12 protein-coding genes and 1 tRNA gene are annotated in these 16,799 nt (G+C 62.2%); 6 read left to right on the top strand and 7 right to left on the bottom strand.

Features of this window, described 5'->3' with window-relative positions; all coding sequences use genetic code 11:
* A complete protein-coding gene (gene yrfG / locus RMR13_RS07765; protein ID WP_310600070.1) occupies window positions 1-717 on the top strand; it encodes a GMP/IMP nucleotidase in 717 nt (238 codons plus the stop codon).
* A gap of 69 nt (window positions 718-786) precedes the next feature.
* Here the strand turns inward: yrfG and RMR13_RS07760 are convergent, their stop codons facing one another.
* From RMR13_RS07760 to RMR13_RS07740, 5 genes are all read right to left on the bottom strand, one after another.
* A complete protein-coding gene (locus RMR13_RS07760; RefSeq protein WP_310600069.1) occupies window positions 787-1,641 on the bottom strand; it encodes a hypothetical protein in 855 nt (284 codons plus the stop codon).
* Between the two features lie 207 nt (window positions 1,642-1,848).
* Window positions 1,849-3,531 carry an HD domain-containing phosphohydrolase gene (locus RMR13_RS07755; RefSeq protein WP_310600068.1) on the bottom strand — a complete coding sequence of 561 codons (1,683 nt, stop codon included), beginning with the start codon at window positions 3,529-3,531 and terminating at the stop codon, window positions 1,849-1,851.
* Window positions 3,532-3,543: 12 nt separating this feature from the next.
* Complete coding sequence (locus RMR13_RS07750) at window positions 3,544-5,256, bottom strand: HD domain-containing phosphohydrolase (RefSeq protein WP_310600067.1); 1,713 nt, start codon at window positions 5,254-5,256, stop codon at window positions 3,544-3,546.
* A gap of 7 nt (window positions 5,257-5,263) precedes the next feature.
* Entirely contained in the window at window positions 5,264-6,712 is a 1,449-nt protein-coding gene (locus RMR13_RS07745; RefSeq protein WP_310600066.1) for a cyclic nucleotide-binding domain-containing protein, read from the bottom strand.
* A 638-nt stretch (window positions 6,713-7,350) separates the two neighbouring features.
* A tRNA-Sec gene (locus tag RMR13_RS07740) sits at window positions 7,351-7,448 on the bottom strand.
* A gap of 120 nt (window positions 7,449-7,568) precedes the next feature.
* Between RMR13_RS07740 and RMR13_RS07735 the strand changes: the two genes are divergently transcribed.
* The 5 genes from RMR13_RS07735 (at window position 7,569) to RMR13_RS07715 (ending at window position 11,883) form a co-directional block, all read left to right on the top strand.
* Window positions 7,569-7,922: a hypothetical protein gene (locus tag RMR13_RS07735; RefSeq protein ID WP_310600065.1), complete on the top strand. Its 354-nt coding sequence runs from the start codon at window positions 7,569-7,571 to the stop codon at window positions 7,920-7,922.
* 87 nt (window positions 7,923-8,009) lie between these two features.
* Window positions 8,010-8,894: a helical backbone metal receptor gene (locus RMR13_RS07730; protein ID WP_310600064.1), complete on the top strand. Its 885-nt coding sequence runs from the start codon at window positions 8,010-8,012 to the stop codon at window positions 8,892-8,894.
* 249 nt (window positions 8,895-9,143) lie between these two features.
* Complete coding sequence (locus tag RMR13_RS07725; RefSeq protein WP_409070273.1) at window positions 9,144-10,193, top strand: energy-coupling factor ABC transporter permease; 1,050 nt, start codon at window positions 9,144-9,146, stop codon at window positions 10,191-10,193.
* Between the two features lie 92 nt (window positions 10,194-10,285).
* Window positions 10,286-11,101 carry a cobalt ECF transporter T component CbiQ gene (gene cbiQ, locus RMR13_RS07720; RefSeq protein WP_310600062.1) on the top strand — a complete coding sequence of 272 codons (816 nt, stop codon included), beginning with the start codon at window positions 10,286-10,288 and terminating at the stop codon, window positions 11,099-11,101.
* On the top strand, window positions 11,098-11,883 hold the full coding sequence (locus tag RMR13_RS07715) for an ABC transporter ATP-binding protein (protein ID WP_310600061.1): 786 nt from the start codon (window positions 11,098-11,100) through the stop codon (window positions 11,881-11,883). The genes cbiQ and RMR13_RS07715 overlap by 4 nt, the downstream gene beginning before the upstream one ends.
* A gap of 13 nt (window positions 11,884-11,896) precedes the next feature.
* Here the strand turns inward: RMR13_RS07715 and RMR13_RS07710 are convergent, their stop codons facing one another.
* The gene (locus tag RMR13_RS07710; protein WP_310600060.1) at window positions 11,897-15,556 is read right to left on the bottom strand and encodes an AAA family ATPase; all 3,660 of its coding nucleotides are present in this window, start codon (window positions 15,554-15,556) and stop codon (window positions 11,897-11,899) included.
* Window positions 15,553-16,791: an exonuclease SbcCD subunit D C-terminal domain-containing protein gene (locus RMR13_RS07705; RefSeq protein ID WP_310600059.1), complete on the bottom strand. Its 1,239-nt coding sequence runs from the start codon at window positions 16,789-16,791 to the stop codon at window positions 15,553-15,555. Before RMR13_RS07705 ends, RMR13_RS07710 begins: the two co-directional genes overlap by 4 nt.
* Window positions 16,792-16,799: the final 8 nt, after the last annotated feature.

Below are 16,799 nucleotides of genomic sequence, written 5' to 3'. Positions count from 1 at the left end.
ATGGCTGCTATGAATACCGCGCCAGACGAAAAGATCGCCCCGCAAATCCCTTGGGATCGGATCGAAACCGTGCTGCTGGACATGGACGGCACTTTGCTGGACAGGCATTTCGACGATTATTTCTGGGAACAGTATGTGCCCGAACACTACAGCCTACTGCACGACATTCCGATTGAGACGGCCAAGGAGCAATTGGTGGCCCGGTATCATCGGGTGCGGCACACCCTTGATTGGTCTGACCTGAGCTATTGGTCACGCGAACTGGGGCTCGACTTGCTGGAATTGAAACTCCGGATCAACCATCTGATCGGGGTGCATCCGTATGTCATCGAATTTTTGGAGTACTGTCTGCAAAGCCGCAAGAAACTCTACCTGATCACCAACGCCCATCCGGGCACGCTGTCCGTCAAGCTGGAGAAAACGGCCCTAGGTGTCTGGTTTGACCGTGTGGTCTGCGCCGAGCAAATCGGACTGGCCAAGGAGGAAGCCGGATTCTGGCATCGGTTGGAGCAGTTGCTGCAATTCGACAAAACTCGCACCCTGCTGGTGGACGACACCGAGAAGGTGCTCGTTGCCGCCGTGGAATACGGACTGGCCTATCCGCTTTTTGTCGCCCGGCCAAGCAGCCGCCAGCGGGTCAGCTATTCCAGCACGTTCCCATCGATCGAGTATTTTAAGGAACTGCTGCCCCGGAAGGAGGCCAGCAACGCGCAATAAAAAAGCCATCCCGTCTCGTGGACGGGATGGCTTGGATGAAACGGGAGAAGCGGCTTGCAACCGCCCGGATCACGCTTTTTTCTTGCTTTTGGCAGGGCCGCCGGGACTTTTCCGTTTTTTCAACTCCTCGACTTCCATCTGCAGGTTCTCGATGGTTGCGGTCAACGGTGCCGGGTCGAAGGCTGCCTGCTCCTCCTTGGGTTGTTCGAGTTTTTGCAGCCGGGCTGGAATGTCGCCCAGCATTTTTTCAGGGGTGATGCCCTGAAGCTGCTGCACGGTCTCGCCGATCTTGCCTTCCAAGGTGGCAACCTGCGTTTGAACGGTCTCGAGGGTTTTGCCGGAAGCGGCCAATTCGGAGGCTATGGCGTTCAGCTGACCGGCCGAGGCGAAATCGGCGCTCTTGTCTTCCATGGCCTGGATCTTACCCGTGAGCGCGGCAAATTGATCGCTCAATGCCTGCTGGTTCTCGGTTACCTTGCGCACTTCACCGGCAACAATGGACTGCAACTCCTCCTTCGAGCAGGCATCCGGGGTGGCAGCAACCGATGGCACGGCCGGTGCCGGCGAAGCGGCACAGGAGACCGTGTCCCGGTATTGACCGAGGGCGACAAACCGAGCACAGATCGGCCGGCAAAAGGCGAATACGTCTGCTTTGACAGTCTGGTACATGGAGACGGCCGTTTCCCTGTTGACCAAAGAAACGGCGAAAAGGAAGATGCCGATGAGAAAGGCGATGCAAAATGCCAGGCCGATGACCATGGCTATGGCCCATTGCACCAATCGAAAAGCGCCGATGATGATTTGGCCGACGGAGTTGAGCACGCCCCCATCAGGGGAGGCACTGGTCAGGTAGGCCAGTAGAACGAAAAACAGAAGAACAACTCCCGCCTTCAGGAGCGGTGCACGCATCACATTTTCTTTCATACAGTATTCCTCCGTTGGGAAACCGCCATCCACTCGCGGATAGGCAAAAGGCCCGCATCGGAAGAACGGCTTTCCCCCGGATGCGCTGATTCACTGTTTCTGTATGGTTTTAGTGTATATACCGGCGAACGGCAAGCGAAATATTAAGGAATTGGCGACTGCCGCAAGGGGCAAGGAAGCGGAAAAGTATCGCGGTTATGGCGTCGCTCAGGCCGGCTCGGCCATCTCATGCCTGATCCGGTCGAAGGTCTCGCCCAGGACCACAAAGGCATCCACAATGATCGGATCGAACTGGTGGCCCGAATTCCTGACAATCGCTCCAGAGGCTTGTTCGTGGGGCAGCCGATTATCGGGATCAAGCGCCGCCGTCCACTCCTCATAGGCATCGGCCAGGGCCATGATGCGGGCCTCAAGCGGAATTTCGGTCTGCTGCAGGCCATAGGGATATCCCTTGCCATCCCAGCGTTCATGGTGAAAATAGGCGATGTTCTTGGCCAGGGAAAGAAAGCCGCTGCCCATGGCCTCCTGTTCCATGGCCTTGATCACGTCCCCGCCGCTCAAGGTGTGATTGCGCAACTCTTCTTCTTCCCACCGGGTCAACCGCCCGGTCTTGGCGAGGATGTCGTCCGACACCGCCACCTTGCCGATGTCGTGGAGGATGGCCGCCTGATAGAGATTCTGGATATAGGCGGGAGTAAGGGTGGCGGCGAATTGATGGCGCCGGGCCAGTTCCGAGGCCAGGGTGACGCAATATTCCCGAATGCGTTCCAGATGGTGGCCGGGGGTAATATCGCGGTATTCCGAGAGCTTGGCCAGGGCCATGATGGTGGCGTTCTCGGTTTGCCTGACCTTGCGCAACGAGGCGATCAGCCGCCCTTCCAGGATATTACGAACCGTGATGTCGCGGATGACCAGCTGCGCGCCGAGAATCGATTCTCCCCGGCGGAGCAGGGCGCCGCTGATTTCGGTTTCAATGGCCTGCCCCTGAATCGAGACAAGGGTGAGGCGCAGGTGGGTCAAGGCCTTGCCCGTGGCGACCAGATCGGCCAGGGCGTCCCGCATTGCCGGGCGATCCTCCTGGCAGACGATATCGAGAAACAAGGCGCCCGGTCGGAGAGGCCCATTGGAAAAGTTGCGGATATACGAACTGTTGGCCTGTCTGACCTCGCCCTCGGGCGTCAGCAGGACCACGTCGTCGGCAATCGCCTGGTACAAGGCCTGGTATTGATTTTCGCTCACCTTTTGGGCCTCGAAACGCCGTTGGACTTCCTTTTCAAGCTTGTCGGCCTGGTGCGCCAGGACCTCGGCCGCCCGGTTTTCCGAGGCCCGCAGCTGATATTCACGGCTGCGGGCAACGGTATCGGTCCAGCTTTGGGTCGCGGCAATGAGGACGAAGCAGACGATGAAAAACAAGTTGTTGAAAAGAAGCATTCCCTGGGCGCCGGACAACGGCTCCTCGGCCAGCCAGATCGAAAAGGCGTAGAGAAAAGCGAGCGACAAGCCGCTCACCAAGGTTTGCCCGACGGTCAGAGGGGCGAGCGCCGTATAGAGCGCGATGGCGATGATCAGGCCGATGTAGTAGTGCGACGCCAGTCCCCCCAAGCGAAAGACGGACAAGAGGATGACGATGCCGACGGTCAGATATCCCGAAAAACCGATGACCAACGACAGGCGTAAAGCGCGGTCATAGCCGTTGACCACGAGCAGGATGGTGCAGATGGCCACGGCGACGATCCGGTCGTGGAGCAATTCCTGAAAATGGACGGGCCACAGAAAAGAATCCAGGAGCGAGAAAAGCAGGAAGACGATTATGCCGGCACAGAGGATGAATGAAACCCGTTGGCGATGCAATTGCCGGGACTCGTGGATGAACTGTTCGAAGGTGTGCATGGCGCCTTTCCCTTAAAGTGGCGGTGCGGTCTGCATCAGGAGATCGCGCCGGGCGGCCTTGAAGTCGCCTTCCCGGCGCAGAAAAGCGTTCACCACCGCCGGGTCGAACTGGTGGCCGCTTTCCTGGACAATGAGCGTCCGGGCCTGTTCGTGGTGGAAGGCGGGCTTGTAGCTGCGGCTTGATGTCAGGGCGTCGTACACGTCGGCAACTGCCACGATCCGGGCCGACAGGGGGATGTCGATCCCCGAAAGTCCCATGGGATAGCCGGTCCCGTCCCATCGTTCGTGATGGTAGAGCGCGATTTCCTCGCCCATGCGGAGAAAACCGAGCCCTTCCTCGTCATATTCCGCCGAAGCGAGGGCATTGCTGCCATACTGGCAGTGGCGTTTCATGGTTTCGAACTCCTCGGTGGAAAGGAGGCCGGGTTTCAACAGGATGGAATCGGGAATGCCGACCTTGCCGATGTCGTGGAGCACCGAAGACAAACACAGGTTCTCAATGTACTGGTCGGTGACGATGTGGCGAAGCTCCGGGTTCTCGGTCAGTTCCAAGGCAAGGATGCGGGTGTACTCCCGGATGCGGAGCAGGTGGGCGCCGGTGTTGTCGTCGCGGCACTCGGCCAGACGCGCCAGGCCAAAAATCGCGGCTTTACGGGAGGTGTCGAGCAGCTGGCCGGATTCGATCACCTGGCGTTCGATTTCCTTGGTTTGGGAAATATCGCGGATAATGAGCTGATAATGATCGGTCTGTTCGGCGAGTTCGACCCGGCTGCCGCTGGCTTCCACCTCGATGGTGCGTCCCGAAGGGGTTTGCAGCTGCAACTGCACGCCCTGCACCGGTTCCTTCCGGTTTAAGCGGGCGAATACCTTTTGGGCGAGGACAGGGCGGTACTGCGGCTGGACGCAGTCAAGCAGCGGGGTGCCTTCCAATGCTTCCGGGGTCTGCTCAAGCAGCAGGGCGCCGTGCTGATTGACCATGCAGATCGTTCCCTCCGGGTTGATCAGCACCACGAGATCCGGGATGGTGGCATAGAGATCGTGGAATTTGAGGTCGGATTCCTCCAGCATTTCCATGCGTTGTCGCACCAGGGCCTCCAAGTCGCCGGTATACTGCTTGAGCTCGGCATGGAGGGCCTGCAGGCTTTTTTTGGTTCGCAACGAACGGATGGTTGTCTGGATCTCATCGTAACATTGAATGGCTGTGACGGTGACCAGGGAAAGAAAGAAGATGCTGTTGCTGATCAATGCCCCGAGCTGTTGCCCATTGATCGGATGGATGCGAATGATCACCGTCAGGACATACACCAGATACATGGCGCCTCCCAGAACCAGCGCCTGGGTGACGTTCAAGGGCAGGACGGAAAAGCCGCCGGCGATCATCAGGAGAATGCCGACGTAGTATCCGGAAATAAAACCACCCTGTTCGACGATCATCAGGGAGATGGCCAAGGTGCCGCACAGCATGGCGACAAACATGACGCCACGGGCATGCCGCGTGCCCGTGGCGGTTCGGAGAAACAGCAGAAGCGCGCCCAGAAAGCAAATGTAGCAGAGGCGATAGGCCAGGAAAAGCTCGAAAAATTGGCGGCTCTGGAAGTAGTCGAGAATCGAGAATACGGAAAAAAACACGATGCCCAGCCACAGACACACATCGGTCCGCTGCAGGAAAAGGGCATGGAGTTCTTGGCTGCAATCTGCCGGTGCGCTGGTCGCTGGCAGCTCCATGGTTCGCTCAGTTCTTGGTGGCCACCGCAAACAGGTTGACCTGCGCCTGCTCAGCGATGATGGTGATGTTTTCGCCAAAGGGCGTCGGAGCGAAAATCTCTCTCAGCTCTTCTTCGTTGCGATAGATGAGTTCCCATTTCAGCAGTTTGTCGAGAAAGAGCGAGTCGGAATACAGGGTGAAATTGCCGAGCAACAAGGTGCCGCCGGGCTTGAGATGACGATGGCATTGGGTGATCAACGCCCGGAACAGGCGTGGGTCGAGGTAGTCGCAAAGTCCGGCCGAGTAGATGATGTCGAGCGGTTCGATATGATGGCTGACCCGGCCCAGGGCCCATTTGATGACATTTTCGCTCATCAGCCGGATCGAGGCGCGATGCGGGAAGATATTGACGTATTGATTGGTGTATTGCAGGGCTTCGGAATCGATGTCGACACAGAGGGCCTCAATGGTGTCGCTGTATTCGCAATCGCCCAGAAAATCGAAGAGTTCCCGATTGGGGCCGCAGGCGAGGTTCATGATCCGGGTGGTGGCGCCGCGGGCGGCATTGGCGCGGCTGAGTCGGGCGAGCGCGTCCCGCATCAGAATGCGCCGGCCGCGAATGGCCTGGGAACCGGGGCGCTGCAGGCAGAAGGAGTCGATGATTTCACCAAGCTTGCCTTCGCCCTTGGGAATATCCGCATAGATATGCTCCATCATGAGAAAATCGCCGGCATAGCCTTTGGGCTTGAAATAGGCGCGTTCGGCGAAGCGGCTGCGCATGAGGTAGGGGAAAATCTCTTTGAAGACGTAGCCCCACATGACCTCTTCATAGCCGCTGCCGGCCAGGGTGCGGGCAAACTCGGGCAGGGAGGCGTTGAGTTCGCCGAGGACACCGTGGCAGCGGAGTTCGCTTTCCGGATCCTCCTTTCCCTCTGCTTCGGTTTTTTGGAGCCGGTGGGAAAGATTGAACAGTTCGGATTTGAAGGCCTCCATCCGACTGCCGATTTCGTGCCAGATGGAGGAGCGTACCAAGGGGGCGGGCAGCGGCTTGGCCTCGGTGTAGCGGCTGGCGTGTCGGGACGACAACGAGCCGGCATATCCGGCGAGCGGTTCTCTCTCTCCGGCAATCCGCCGGAACTTTTCGCAGATTTTCCGGGTGAGCAGAAGGATGAAATCGGTAAAAAGTTCGGGTTGCTGCTCCCGCAGGTCTGCCATCACCTCGGCGCTGAAGATGGCAATCCGGGCTTCTCCCACGGCCCGGATGTCCCGCACTCGCGATTCGCCGTCGAAAAACCCAATCTCTCCGAAAAATTCACCCGCACCGATCAGGGCAACCGTAATCCGGGTGTCGGTTCGGTCCGTATAGCCAACCTCCACCGCGCCGTCGACCAGAAAAAAGAAGGCATCGGTTGCCGAACCGGGCGCCAAGATGGATTCGCCTTCTTGGAAGGAGCGGACCACGGCAAAGGTGAGCACGGTGTCCAGCAAATTTGACGGGGCGACAGACGGAACAACTGATGAATACGAAATCGTTGTCGAATCAAATTGTTGCATAGTAGCTCCTTCGGGATGGGGATCGATGACGGCGAGCGCCGCGCGCAAGCAGGCGTCGGCGCCAAGGTCACAACGCCTCACATCATCCCGTTCGTCATGAGAGGGAATCCAGGGGCAACGCGACAGTCTTGCACGGGCAGGAAAGTGATATCAATTGTATTGTGCCTTAATTTTAAGGGACAAATCAAGGGGATCTGTTATTTTTGCCGGATTCGGAACCGTCCGGGGCCGGTATGCGGCGCATCGCAACGCGGTTTTTGCGGCCAAGGGCAAGGGCGGGGAGCAAAACGCAACGGATCGCACCGACCCGGCGGAGACCGTCATCGACCCTGGAGACCCAGCCTGTGGAGCGGGCAATCGAGTCCGTCGTCCATCGACATGCCGGCGCACATCGGGGCTGTATCGGCAACCAGATGAAATATAAAACGTTTTTTTGTAAACACGCTTTCCCTCTTTTTTCGTTTGCCGGGATAGGGTAGAATACAACGTCCACCGGACGTGTACTGGCGGGCGAAAAATGCCGGAGGGTTCTGCGGATACTTTTCGGGAATAGGTAGAAATGGCGGAAGTGCATGGGAATCGAACCCACCTGCCGGGCTATTCACCCGGCACACCGGATTTGAAGTCCGGGAGAGCCACCAGTGCCCTTTCCACTTCCTCACACCTACAAACATTTACCGGTTGTCCTCCGGAAAAACAACTCTTTCTTGCTGCTCAAGCGGAGGGTGTGACGGCGGAAAATCAAAAAAACGACGAAAAAGCAACGTCCCGATAGTCAATGGAATGTGAACAACTGATACGCCTGATCAAGGACTGGTATCTCCGCGTCAAGCAGGAAACCATGGCGCCGGCCCGGATGATGCAGTTTGTGGATCAACACATCAAAGGCTGCCCGATCTGCAAGAACGATCTCCTCCTGTCCGACGAGGTGGAAAAAATTCGGGAATTCGTCCTGCCGGAATCGAAGATCCCGAAGGCCGCCCGGTCCCTGGACGACAGTTCGACTCCGGAAATTTCTCCGGAGGATGAGGATGAATTCGAAGAACGCGACGAATATGTCGACGACAGCGAGGACGAACTCGACGGTGAAATCGGCGAGGACGATGAGCTGAGCGACGACGATATCATCTGATTGCGGATGGTTCTTGCGTTCTTCCCGCCCCCACCTTTCTCTTGTTTGCCCCCCGTGAAGCAGCGTTGTTCGCAAGAGACCGGCGATTTGGCCGCAAGGCGAATCCGGACCGTTGCCGTCCGGCTGCTGTTGGCGCTGCTGTTTGCCGCGTTCGCCGGCCAGACGGTGCGAGCCGCCCCGCAACCGGAGCAGCCCTATGAACGCATTGTATCCCTAAGTCCCCTGCTCACCGAAAATATTTATCTGCTCGGAGCGGGCGACAGCCTGGTCGGCAATACCATCTACTGCCATCGGCCGGCTGCGGCCCGCGACAAGGTCAAGGTCGGCTCGGTGCAGGAACTGAGCATCGAGAAGATCGTTGCCCTGCGGCCCCAGCTGATCCTGGCCAGCAACCTGACCCCACCGCCACAGGTCGAAAAATTGCAGCGATTGGGCTTCCAGGTGGAAATTTTCCGCCAGCCGGCCACCTTTGTCGATATTTGCACGCATTTTCTGCGGCTTGGGCAGGTGTTGGGGAAAAAAGCGCAGGCCGAAGCGATCGTGGCCCAAGCCCGACACAAGGTGGAGGCGGTACGCCAGGCCGTTGCCGGCCGACCCCGGCCCAAGGTTTTCCTCCAGGTCGGGGCCCATCCCCTGTTTTCCTCGGTCAAAAGCTCTTTCACCAATGATTACATCGCGTTGTCCGGTGGGGTTAACGTCGCCGGCAACCTGCGTTCCGGGGCGGTGAAGATGGAACAGGTTTTGGCGCTTAATCCGGATCTGATCATCATCGCGGTCATGGGCACCGAACACGGCGTCGGCGCCGAGGAAAAGCGGCGCTGGCAAGAATATCCCGCCATCGAAGCGGTTCGTACCGAACGGGTGCATGTCCTGGACCCGGATGTGGTCTGCAGCCCCTCGCCGCTCACCTTTGCCGACACCCTGGTCAATATCGCCCGCTTGCTCCACCCCCAGGTGACCATCTCGCCCTGATCGCCCGCACCTCCGCTCGCGGCCGGCCATGGCCGCTTCTTTACGCGGGTCATCGCCTCCTCCCCCCCTTGCCATTCTTCCCTCCTTGCTCCTCCCCGGCAGCCGCTGTTTTTTTTTGTTTGACACACGGACGACGATTCTGTAACACACAAGGCGTAACACCGAGTCGCGGTTCGTGTTATTAATTGCCGCCGGGCCGGGCTGATTGCGATGGACCGTTTCCGGCAGCCTCATCAGGGGGATACGCATATGCATATGGCCGACGCACTTCTTTCTCCCGCTGTTGGCGGCACCTTCTGGGCCGCCACCGCCGGCGCCACCGCCTGGTGCGCCAAAAAAGTGCAGCGGGAGCTCGATGACCGGAAAGTGCCGCTGATGGGGGTACTCGGCGCCTTCGTCTTTGCCGCCCAGATGATCAATTTCACTCTTCCGGGCACCGGTTCTTCCGGCCATATCGGCGGCGGCATGCTGCTGGCCATTCTCCTTGGCCCCCACGCGGCCTTTCTGACCATCGCCTCGGTCCTGGTGGTGCAGGCGCTCTTTTTTGCCGACGGCGGTCTGCTCGCCCTGGGCTGCAACATCTTCAACCTGGGTTTCTTTCCCTGCTTCCTCGCCTATCCCCTGTTGTATAAACCTCTTGCCGGCAGCGGCCAAAACCACAAGCGGATCGTGGCCGGCGCCCTCCTCGCTGCCATCGTTGGCCTGCAGCTCGGGGCCGTGGCGGTGGTGGCGGAAACCGTGCTTTCCGGTATCTCCGCATTGCCTCTGCAGCCCTTTCTCTGGGCAATGTTGCCGATCCATCTGGCCATCGGGCTGGTGGAAGGCGTGATCACCGCCACCGTGGTGCTTTTCGTTCGCCAGGCCCGGCCGGAGATCCTCGACTGCGCCGCCGGAGGCTGGGCGCCGGGAGCGCGACCCATCGCCAAGGTCCTGACCGCTTTGGCCGTGGCGGCGATGCTCACCGGCGGGGTATTCTCCTGGTTCGCCTCGGCCTTGCCCGACGGCCTGGAATGGTCGATCGAGCAGGCAAGCGGCAAGGGGGAGCCGGTCGCACCGACGGAGGGTATCCACGGGTTGTTCGCCGGTGTTCAGGAAAAGATCGCCTTGCTGCCCGGCTATGCCTTCAGGACCGGCGACCAGCAAGCCGTTGGGGAAACCGTTGCCCATCAGGCCGGTCCGACGGCCTGGCCGGCCGTTGATCCCGGCACCTCGGTTGCGGGCTTGGTCGGCGGCGGCCTCACTCTCCTGCTGACCATCGGGCTGGCCCTGCTCTTCCGCAAACGCCGGGCGATTGCCTAGCCGATGGTCCCGCCGAGTCGGGCATCCGGCCGCCAGGGCGGCGTCTTCTGTTCCGTGTCCGGACCGCAACGATTTCCTGGGCGATTGTCGCCGTGAGCGCCATCGAATCCGCATCCTTCGACCTGCATCGCCTCGATCGCCTCGCGGCCTGCGATTCGGCGGTGCACCGGCTCGATCCCCGGGTGAAGGTGCTGATTACCCTGGCCTTTCTCGTCTGTGTCGTTTCCTTTGACAAGTATGCGATCGCCGGCTTGCTGCCCTTTGCCCTCTTCCTGACCCTGATCATCGGCCTGGCCGGCATCCCGTCCGGTTTCATCCTCAACAGATTGCTTCTGGCAGCCCCCCTGGCCCTGTTGATCGGGCTCTTCAATCCCGTATACGACCACCAGCCCCTGATGCGGCTCGGCACCCTGGCCATTGCCGGTGGCTGGCTCTCGCTGCTCTCCCTGATGCTTCGCTTCTGCCTGACCGTCGGCGTCGTGCTGGCGTTGATCGCCACTACCGGCTTCAACGCGGTCTGCAGGGCCTTGGAACAGCTGGGCATGCCCAGCGTGCTGGCGGTGCAGCTCCTGCTGCTGTATCGCTACCTGTTTGTCCTGGTCGAGGAAGGGCTGCGCTTGAACCGGGCCAGGGCGCTTCGCTCCTTTCAGGGGCGGGGCCTGGGGATCCGTGCCTGCGGCTTTTTGCTCGGCAGCCTGCTGCTCCGCACCCTGGACCGCTCCCAGCGTATTCATCTGGCCATGCGGTGCCGGGGGTTCGACGGCACCATCCGCACCCGTAATCCCCTGCGCCTGAACGGCCGCGATGTCCTGATCCTGGCGATCGCCCTGGCGGCGTTGCTCGCCATGCGGGTTTTCGATGGTCCTCTGCTCCTGGGCCGGTTCGTCACCGGCTTGCTGGCATCATGAGCCCTCCCCTGATCGAGGTCCGGGATCTGGCCCACGCCTACCCGGACGGCACGGAGGCGTTGCGCGGAATCTCCCTGCATATCCGAGCCGGCGAAGCGGTGGCGGTGGTCGGCGCCAACGGGGCCGGCAAATCGACCTTGCTGTTGCACCTCAACGGTTCTCTCATCCCGCAGCACGGCACGGTGCGGATCGCCGATTTCCAGGTGGCCAAGGCTGCCCTGCCCGATATCCGCCGGACCGTGGGCATGGTTTTCCAGGACCCGGATGATCAACTGTTCATGCCGACCGTGGCCGAGGATGTCGCCTTCGGGCCGCTCAATCTCAAACTGCCGCTTGCGGAGGTGGAGCGGCGGGTGGCCTCGGCCCTGGAGCAGGTCGGCGCGGCCCATCTCCGGGACCGGCCGCCCTACAAGCTGTCCGGAGGCGAAAAACGCCTGGCCGCCATTGCCACGGTGCTGGCCATGGAGCCTGCCATCCTGGTTATGGACGAACCGTCGTCGAGCCTCGATCCCCGGGCCCGCAGGACCTTGACCGCGCTGCTGGCCGGATTCGGCCACACTACAATCATCGCCACCCACGATCTCGACCTGGTGCTGGATCTCTGCCCGCGGACCATTGTCCTGCGACAGGGCCAGGTTGCGGCCGATGGTCCCACCGGCGAGATCTTTGCCGACAACCGCCTGCTGGCGGCATGCCATCTGGAACCGCCGCTGCGCCTGCAGGCTTGTCCGGTGTGCGGTGGAGGAAGCGGGTGGTTGCCGCAGCGAGGGAAGCGCATCTGAGCGAATCGCCGTCTCAGGCCAGCCGGACGCATCCCGGCCCGAGCAGGCGGCTGGTGCCGGCCGGTCCCGGCTGCACCCGGATGCGAACATCGATGCGTTCGCGCAACAGCGGTACATGGGAGATGATGCCGATCAACTTGCCGTCCTGGCGTAGTTCGGCCAGGGTCTGAAGGGCGGTGTCCAGGCTTTCCTCGTCGAGCGTGCCGAAACCTTCGTCGAGGAACAGCGAATCGACCCGGACATGATGGCTGGCCATGGCGGACAGCCCCAGGGCCAGGGCCAGGCTGACCAGGAAACTCTCGCCGCCGGAAAGGTTGCGGGTCGAGCGGATCTCTCCGGCCTGGTAGTTGTCGACCACCTGCAGGGCCAGCGGTTCCCTGGGGTCGCGGAGGAGCAGGTAGCGGTCGCTCATCCGGCGCAGCTGGTGGTTGGCATGGCCGATCATCACCTCGAAGGTCAGGCCCTGGGCAAAGACTCGGAATTTCTTGCCGTCGGCCGAGCCGATCAGCAGATGCAGCAACTCCCAGCGTTCCAGCTCCCGCTGCTGTGCCGCCAATTCCTGCTGGCGGGTAGCGAATTCGCAGCGGTTGAGGTCATTGGCCTGCAGCCGCTCCCGACTGGCGCCGATCCGTTGCTGCACCGCTGCCAACTCCTGGTTGAGTTCCACCTGTTCGGCCGAAAGGTCCTCCCGGCCGCGTTTATCCTGGCGCAGCTGCTCTTCCCGGAGCAGGGCCGCCGCCTGTTCGGCCCGCCGGGCGGCAAGCGCTGCCTGTTCCCGGTCCAATTCCTGCTTGAGCGTATCCAGGGCGGCCAAGGTCGTCGGCGGCAGCAGGGCGGCCTGATACTCGGAAAGGCCGGTGAAACCGGCGCCCGGCAGCAGATTGAGCACCTGGGTTGCCTGCACTCGGCCTACAGGTACCAGCGTTGCCAACTCCTCGGCATTGAGCCGGACCTGTTCCTCAAGGCCATGCTGTTGCCGGTCGGCCTCGGTCAAGCGGGCGCGGCTGGTTTGCTCCCGGGCTTCGGCCCGTTCCCCCTCGGCGCGGAGGCGCTGCTCCTCGACATCCGGATCGCGGTCGCCATAGTGTTCGCGGCGCTCTGCGCGTAAGCCGCCGGCCTCGGCCTCCAGCTCGGCCAGACGGGCCGCTTGCTGCGCCAGGGATTTGTCGACGGTTGCCAGCAACAGATCGAGCGTGCCGCATTCGGCCCGCAGCCGGTTGCGCTGTTCGGCGAGTGCCGCATCCTGTTCCTGACGTTCCTTCCAGATCCGCAGGCGGTGCTCCAGGTGGTTTGCAAGCGTGCCGGCCTGTCCCGGCGGACAGGTGTCGATCTCCAGGGGCCGTAATTGGCGAATGAGATCGGCTCGTTGGGCCGCGATTCGATTTTGCCCGTCTTTGAGTTGCAGTTCCAGCCGCCTCAGGTCGGCAGCAAGGGTATCGACCTCGTGCCGGGCTTTTTGCGCCAGTTGCTGCAGTCCGTGGTGACGGGCCGTGGCCTGTTCGCCCCGTGCATGCGCGGCGTGCAGTTCCTCCTCCAGGCGATCGACCTCCTGGACGCGGCGGCGCGGTTCCTCCATCCTGTCGCCGCCCAGGGCGTGGAGCCGGTCCACCTCGGCGGTATCGCCGAACAGGGCCAGCAACGAGGACAGCCGCGCTGTCCACTCCTGCCGCTGTTGCTGTCCCCTGGTCCTGGCCAGTTCGTTATGGTCGATGTCCCTGGCCAGTCCTGCCAGTGTTTCCCGGACCTTGGCCGCAGCCGCCTCGACCTCTTCCAGCTCGGCCCGCGCCTGAGCGACCGCCTCATTTGCCCTATCCGCTTCCACCGGCTCGGGCCGCTGTTCGGCCCAAGGATGGCTGGTGGCACCGCACAGCGGACAATGCGCGCCGGCGCGCAGCCGTTTGCGCTCCTCCTCAAAGCTCCTGATCCGCGCGCTCAACTGCTGATTCAGCTCGCACTGCCGCAGCAACTGTTCCCGCAATCGACGCTGTTCCTCGAACGTCCGGAGCCGGTCCGTGCCCTGTTGTTGGTGGTTGAACAGCTCAAGGCGCACGCCTTCCAGGTTTGACAGTTCCGCTTCGGTGGCGCGCAGGCCGGCCAGAAGTTCGGCGGCCTGTATCAACTGGCGCCATCGTTCGGTTTCCGCTTCCATTCGGTGTCGCCAGGCGGACAGTTCCTGTCCGTCCAGGAGCGCGTCGCGCCGTACTAGCAATGCCTGCTGCCGCTGCCGTTCCTGGGCCAGGTCCTTGTCCGCCTGCTCCAGTTCACGCCCCAGGACGATCACCTGCTGCTGGGCCTTGCCGTGGGCAGCGGACCGGGCTTCGCGCTCCTGCCGCATCGCCGGCAACGCCTGTTCCCCGGCGCTTACTTGCTGCAATTGCTGGCGGATCCCGGCCAACTGCTCCACCAGCAGGCCATCGCCGGCACGCTCGCGGAAGAAGGCGGCCAGCTGTGTCTGTTGATCCGCCATCTCCGCCAGCCGTCGCTCCAGCTCGTGTCGTTGCTGCAGGGCCTGGTCGCGCTCCCGCTCGCTTTGCTGCCAGAGGGCCTGGTTTTGCGCCATGACCTGCCGTTTTTCGTGGAGTCGAAGATCCAGAGCGCGGACAAGGGCAATGGTTTCGTCCTCGCGCTGCCGCCGCGCCGTGGTTTCCGCCAACATTCGGACCGCCCGGTCGTGGTCGATGGCTATCCGTTGCCGCTCTTGACGCTGGCGCTCCAACTCGGCGGCCAGGGCGGTTTCTTTGCTGCGCAGCGCGCCGAGCCGCTCCTCGGTCTGGCGCCATTGGGTGTACTCGGCCAGTAGGGTTTGGGCGCGCCGGCCCCGGTCGAGCCGGGCCAGGTCGTTTTGGGCTGCTGCTCGGCGGTGGGCCAGATGTTCGAGCAGCCGGTCGGTTTCGGTAATCTGGGTGTGCAGCCTGGCGATGGCATCCAGTCGATGCAGGGCCTGGCCCAGGTGTTCCAACCGTTCTCCGAGCACCGCTGCCGTGGCCTGGTGCTCGCGGATGCCGGCGGCCAGTTCTTGCTCTTCGGCCGCGTCGAGCAACACCACCTTGGCCATGGTTTCCCGCAGCGCAGCGGTTTTCTGCCGTTCCTCGACGGTTCGTTCGTGCACGGCCACGGAAATGCGGGAATAAATGCCGGTGCCGGTGATCTGCTCGAGCAGTGGCGCCCGCTGGTCGGCATCGGCTTCGAGAAAGGCGGCGAAATCGCCCTGGGCCAGCAGGATCGAGCGGGTGAACCGGTCGTAATCCATGCCGGTCACCTGTTCCACCAGCCGGCCGACCTCCTTGCTCCGGCTCTCCAGCACCCGGCCGGTGTGGATGTCGACCATCTCGTGCCTGGGCGGTTGCAGTTCACCGCCCGGACTGCGCCGGGCCCGGTGCTGGGCCCAATGGCAGCGGAAGCTGCCCTGGCCGGTTTCGAAATCGACCTCGGCAAAGCAGTCGCCGGTGCGCCGGGCCATGATCTCGTTGCTGCCCTTGCTGATATGGCCCAGGCGCGGGGTGCGGGCGAACAGGGCCAGGCAGAGCGCGTCCAGGATGGTCGATTTGCCCGCGCCGGTGGGGCCGGTGATGGCGAAGATGCCGGCGGCGGCCAACTCGGGCGCGGTGAAATCGATGGCCCAGGAGCCGGCCAGGGAATTGAGGTTGCGCAGGCGGACGGCCAGGATTTTCACGGCTGCCCCCCGGTTTGCTCCCGTTCCCGGTCAAGGAAATCGACGATCTCGGCAAAGGCGGCGCGGAGCATCCGCCGCTGCTGCTCCTCGATCGTGTTGATCGCCAGGCAACGCTCGAACACCTCCGCGACCCCGAGATCGTCCAGGGATTCGATCCGCTCGGTCTGGCGCAGCACGTAATCGAAGACTCGATTGTTGCGGATGCGCAGCACGCTCAGCTCCGACCCCGCGGTCGCGGCCAGCAATTGGTCGCGTAAATCGGGGATTGCCGGGTCGCCTTCGTATACCAGTTCGACCCAGGTCGGTGCGTTCGGGATCCGCAGCCGGTCCAGCTCCCGCAACAAGGTGGGCAGATCCCCGCGCACCGAGGCCAGGGGCTGAAAGCGCGGCACCTCGATTGGTTCCACGGCAATCTCCCGGTTTTGTGCGGTGAGCAGCAACACCTGCTTGCTGGTTTTCGCCTCGGCAAAGCTCATCGGCAGCGGTGCCCCGCAGTACCGCCGGCACGGATTGGCCGCCACCAACTGGCCGAGATGGAGATGGCCCAGAGCCAGGTAATCGATGTCCGCGGGGAAACAGGTTGCCTCGATCCGGTCGAGCCCGCCGACGGCCAGGTCGCGCACGCCATCGCCTTCGACGGTCCGCCCGCCGGCAACGAAGAGATGTCCCATGACCACCAGCGGCAGGCCGGGATCGAGCTGCCGCCTCCGTTCTTCGGCCATCCGGCAGATGTCCCGATAATGGGCGCGGATCGCCTCGCGCTGGTGGCGGCCCTTGTCTTCAAGGGTTTCGCCGGGCATGGCGTGGCGGATGTCGCGGTCGCGCAGATAGGGCACGGCGGCAACCAGCAACTCGGGCTTTCCTTGCGGATTGTCGAGTTGCAGGATTTCCTTGCCATAATCGCCGTCGGCCATGCCGATCACATGGATGTCCAGCCGGCGCAGCAGTTCGCGCGGCGCTTCCAGCAGGGCGGGGGAGTCGTGGTTGCCGCCGATAAGCACCACGTGCCGGCAGGATGAGGCGGCCAGGCGATGCAACAGGCGGTAATAGAGTGCCTGGGCCCGGCTTCCGGGGGCGGTGGTGTCGAAAACGTCGCCGGCCACCAGCAGGCAGTCAATGGCCCGCTCCTCGACCAGCTCGACCAGCCAGTCGAGAAAGCGGCCCTGCTCCTCGTGCCGTTGTCGGCCGTGAAATCGATGCCCCAGGTGCCAGTCCGAGGTGTGGAGAAGACGCATGGCCTTGC

The sequence above is a fragment of the Desulfobulbus sp. genome (assembly GCF_031547805.1).
GTDB lineage: Bacteria > Desulfobacterota > Desulfobulbia > Desulfobulbales > Desulfobulbaceae > Desulfobulbus.
This window is presented reverse-complemented; position numbering and strand designations above follow the sequence as displayed.

What these genes read in the sequence shown, in the direction of transcription:
- RMR13_RS07715 (WP_310600061.1), top strand. Translation starts at nt 11,098, where the DNA reads ATGAGCCCTCCCCTGATCGAGGTCCGGGATCTGGCCCACGCCTACCCG.
- RMR13_RS07750 (WP_310600067.1), bottom strand. Translation starts at nt 5,256, where the DNA reads ATGGAGCTGCCAGCGACCAGCGCACCGGCAGATTGCAGCCAAGAACTC.
- RMR13_RS07760 (WP_310600069.1), bottom strand. Translation starts at nt 1,641, where the DNA reads ATGAAAGAAAATGTGATGCGTGCACCGCTCCTGAAGGCGGGAGTTGTT.
- RMR13_RS07705 (WP_310600059.1), bottom strand. Translation starts at nt 16,791, where the DNA reads ATGCGTCTTCTCCACACCTCGGACTGGCACCTGGGGCATCGATTTCAC.
- RMR13_RS07755 (WP_310600068.1), bottom strand. Translation starts at nt 3,531, where the DNA reads ATGCACACCTTCGAACAGTTCATCCACGAGTCCCGGCAATTGCATCGC.
- RMR13_RS07735 (WP_310600065.1), top strand. Translation starts at nt 7,569, where the DNA reads ATGGAATGTGAACAACTGATACGCCTGATCAAGGACTGGTATCTCCGC.
- RMR13_RS07725 (WP_409070273.1), top strand. Translation starts at nt 9,144, where the DNA reads ATGCATATGGCCGACGCACTTCTTTCTCCCGCTGTTGGCGGCACCTTC.
- yrfG (WP_310600070.1), top strand. Translation starts at nt 1, where the DNA reads ATGGCTGCTATGAATACCGCGCCAGACGAAAAGATCGCCCCGCAAATC.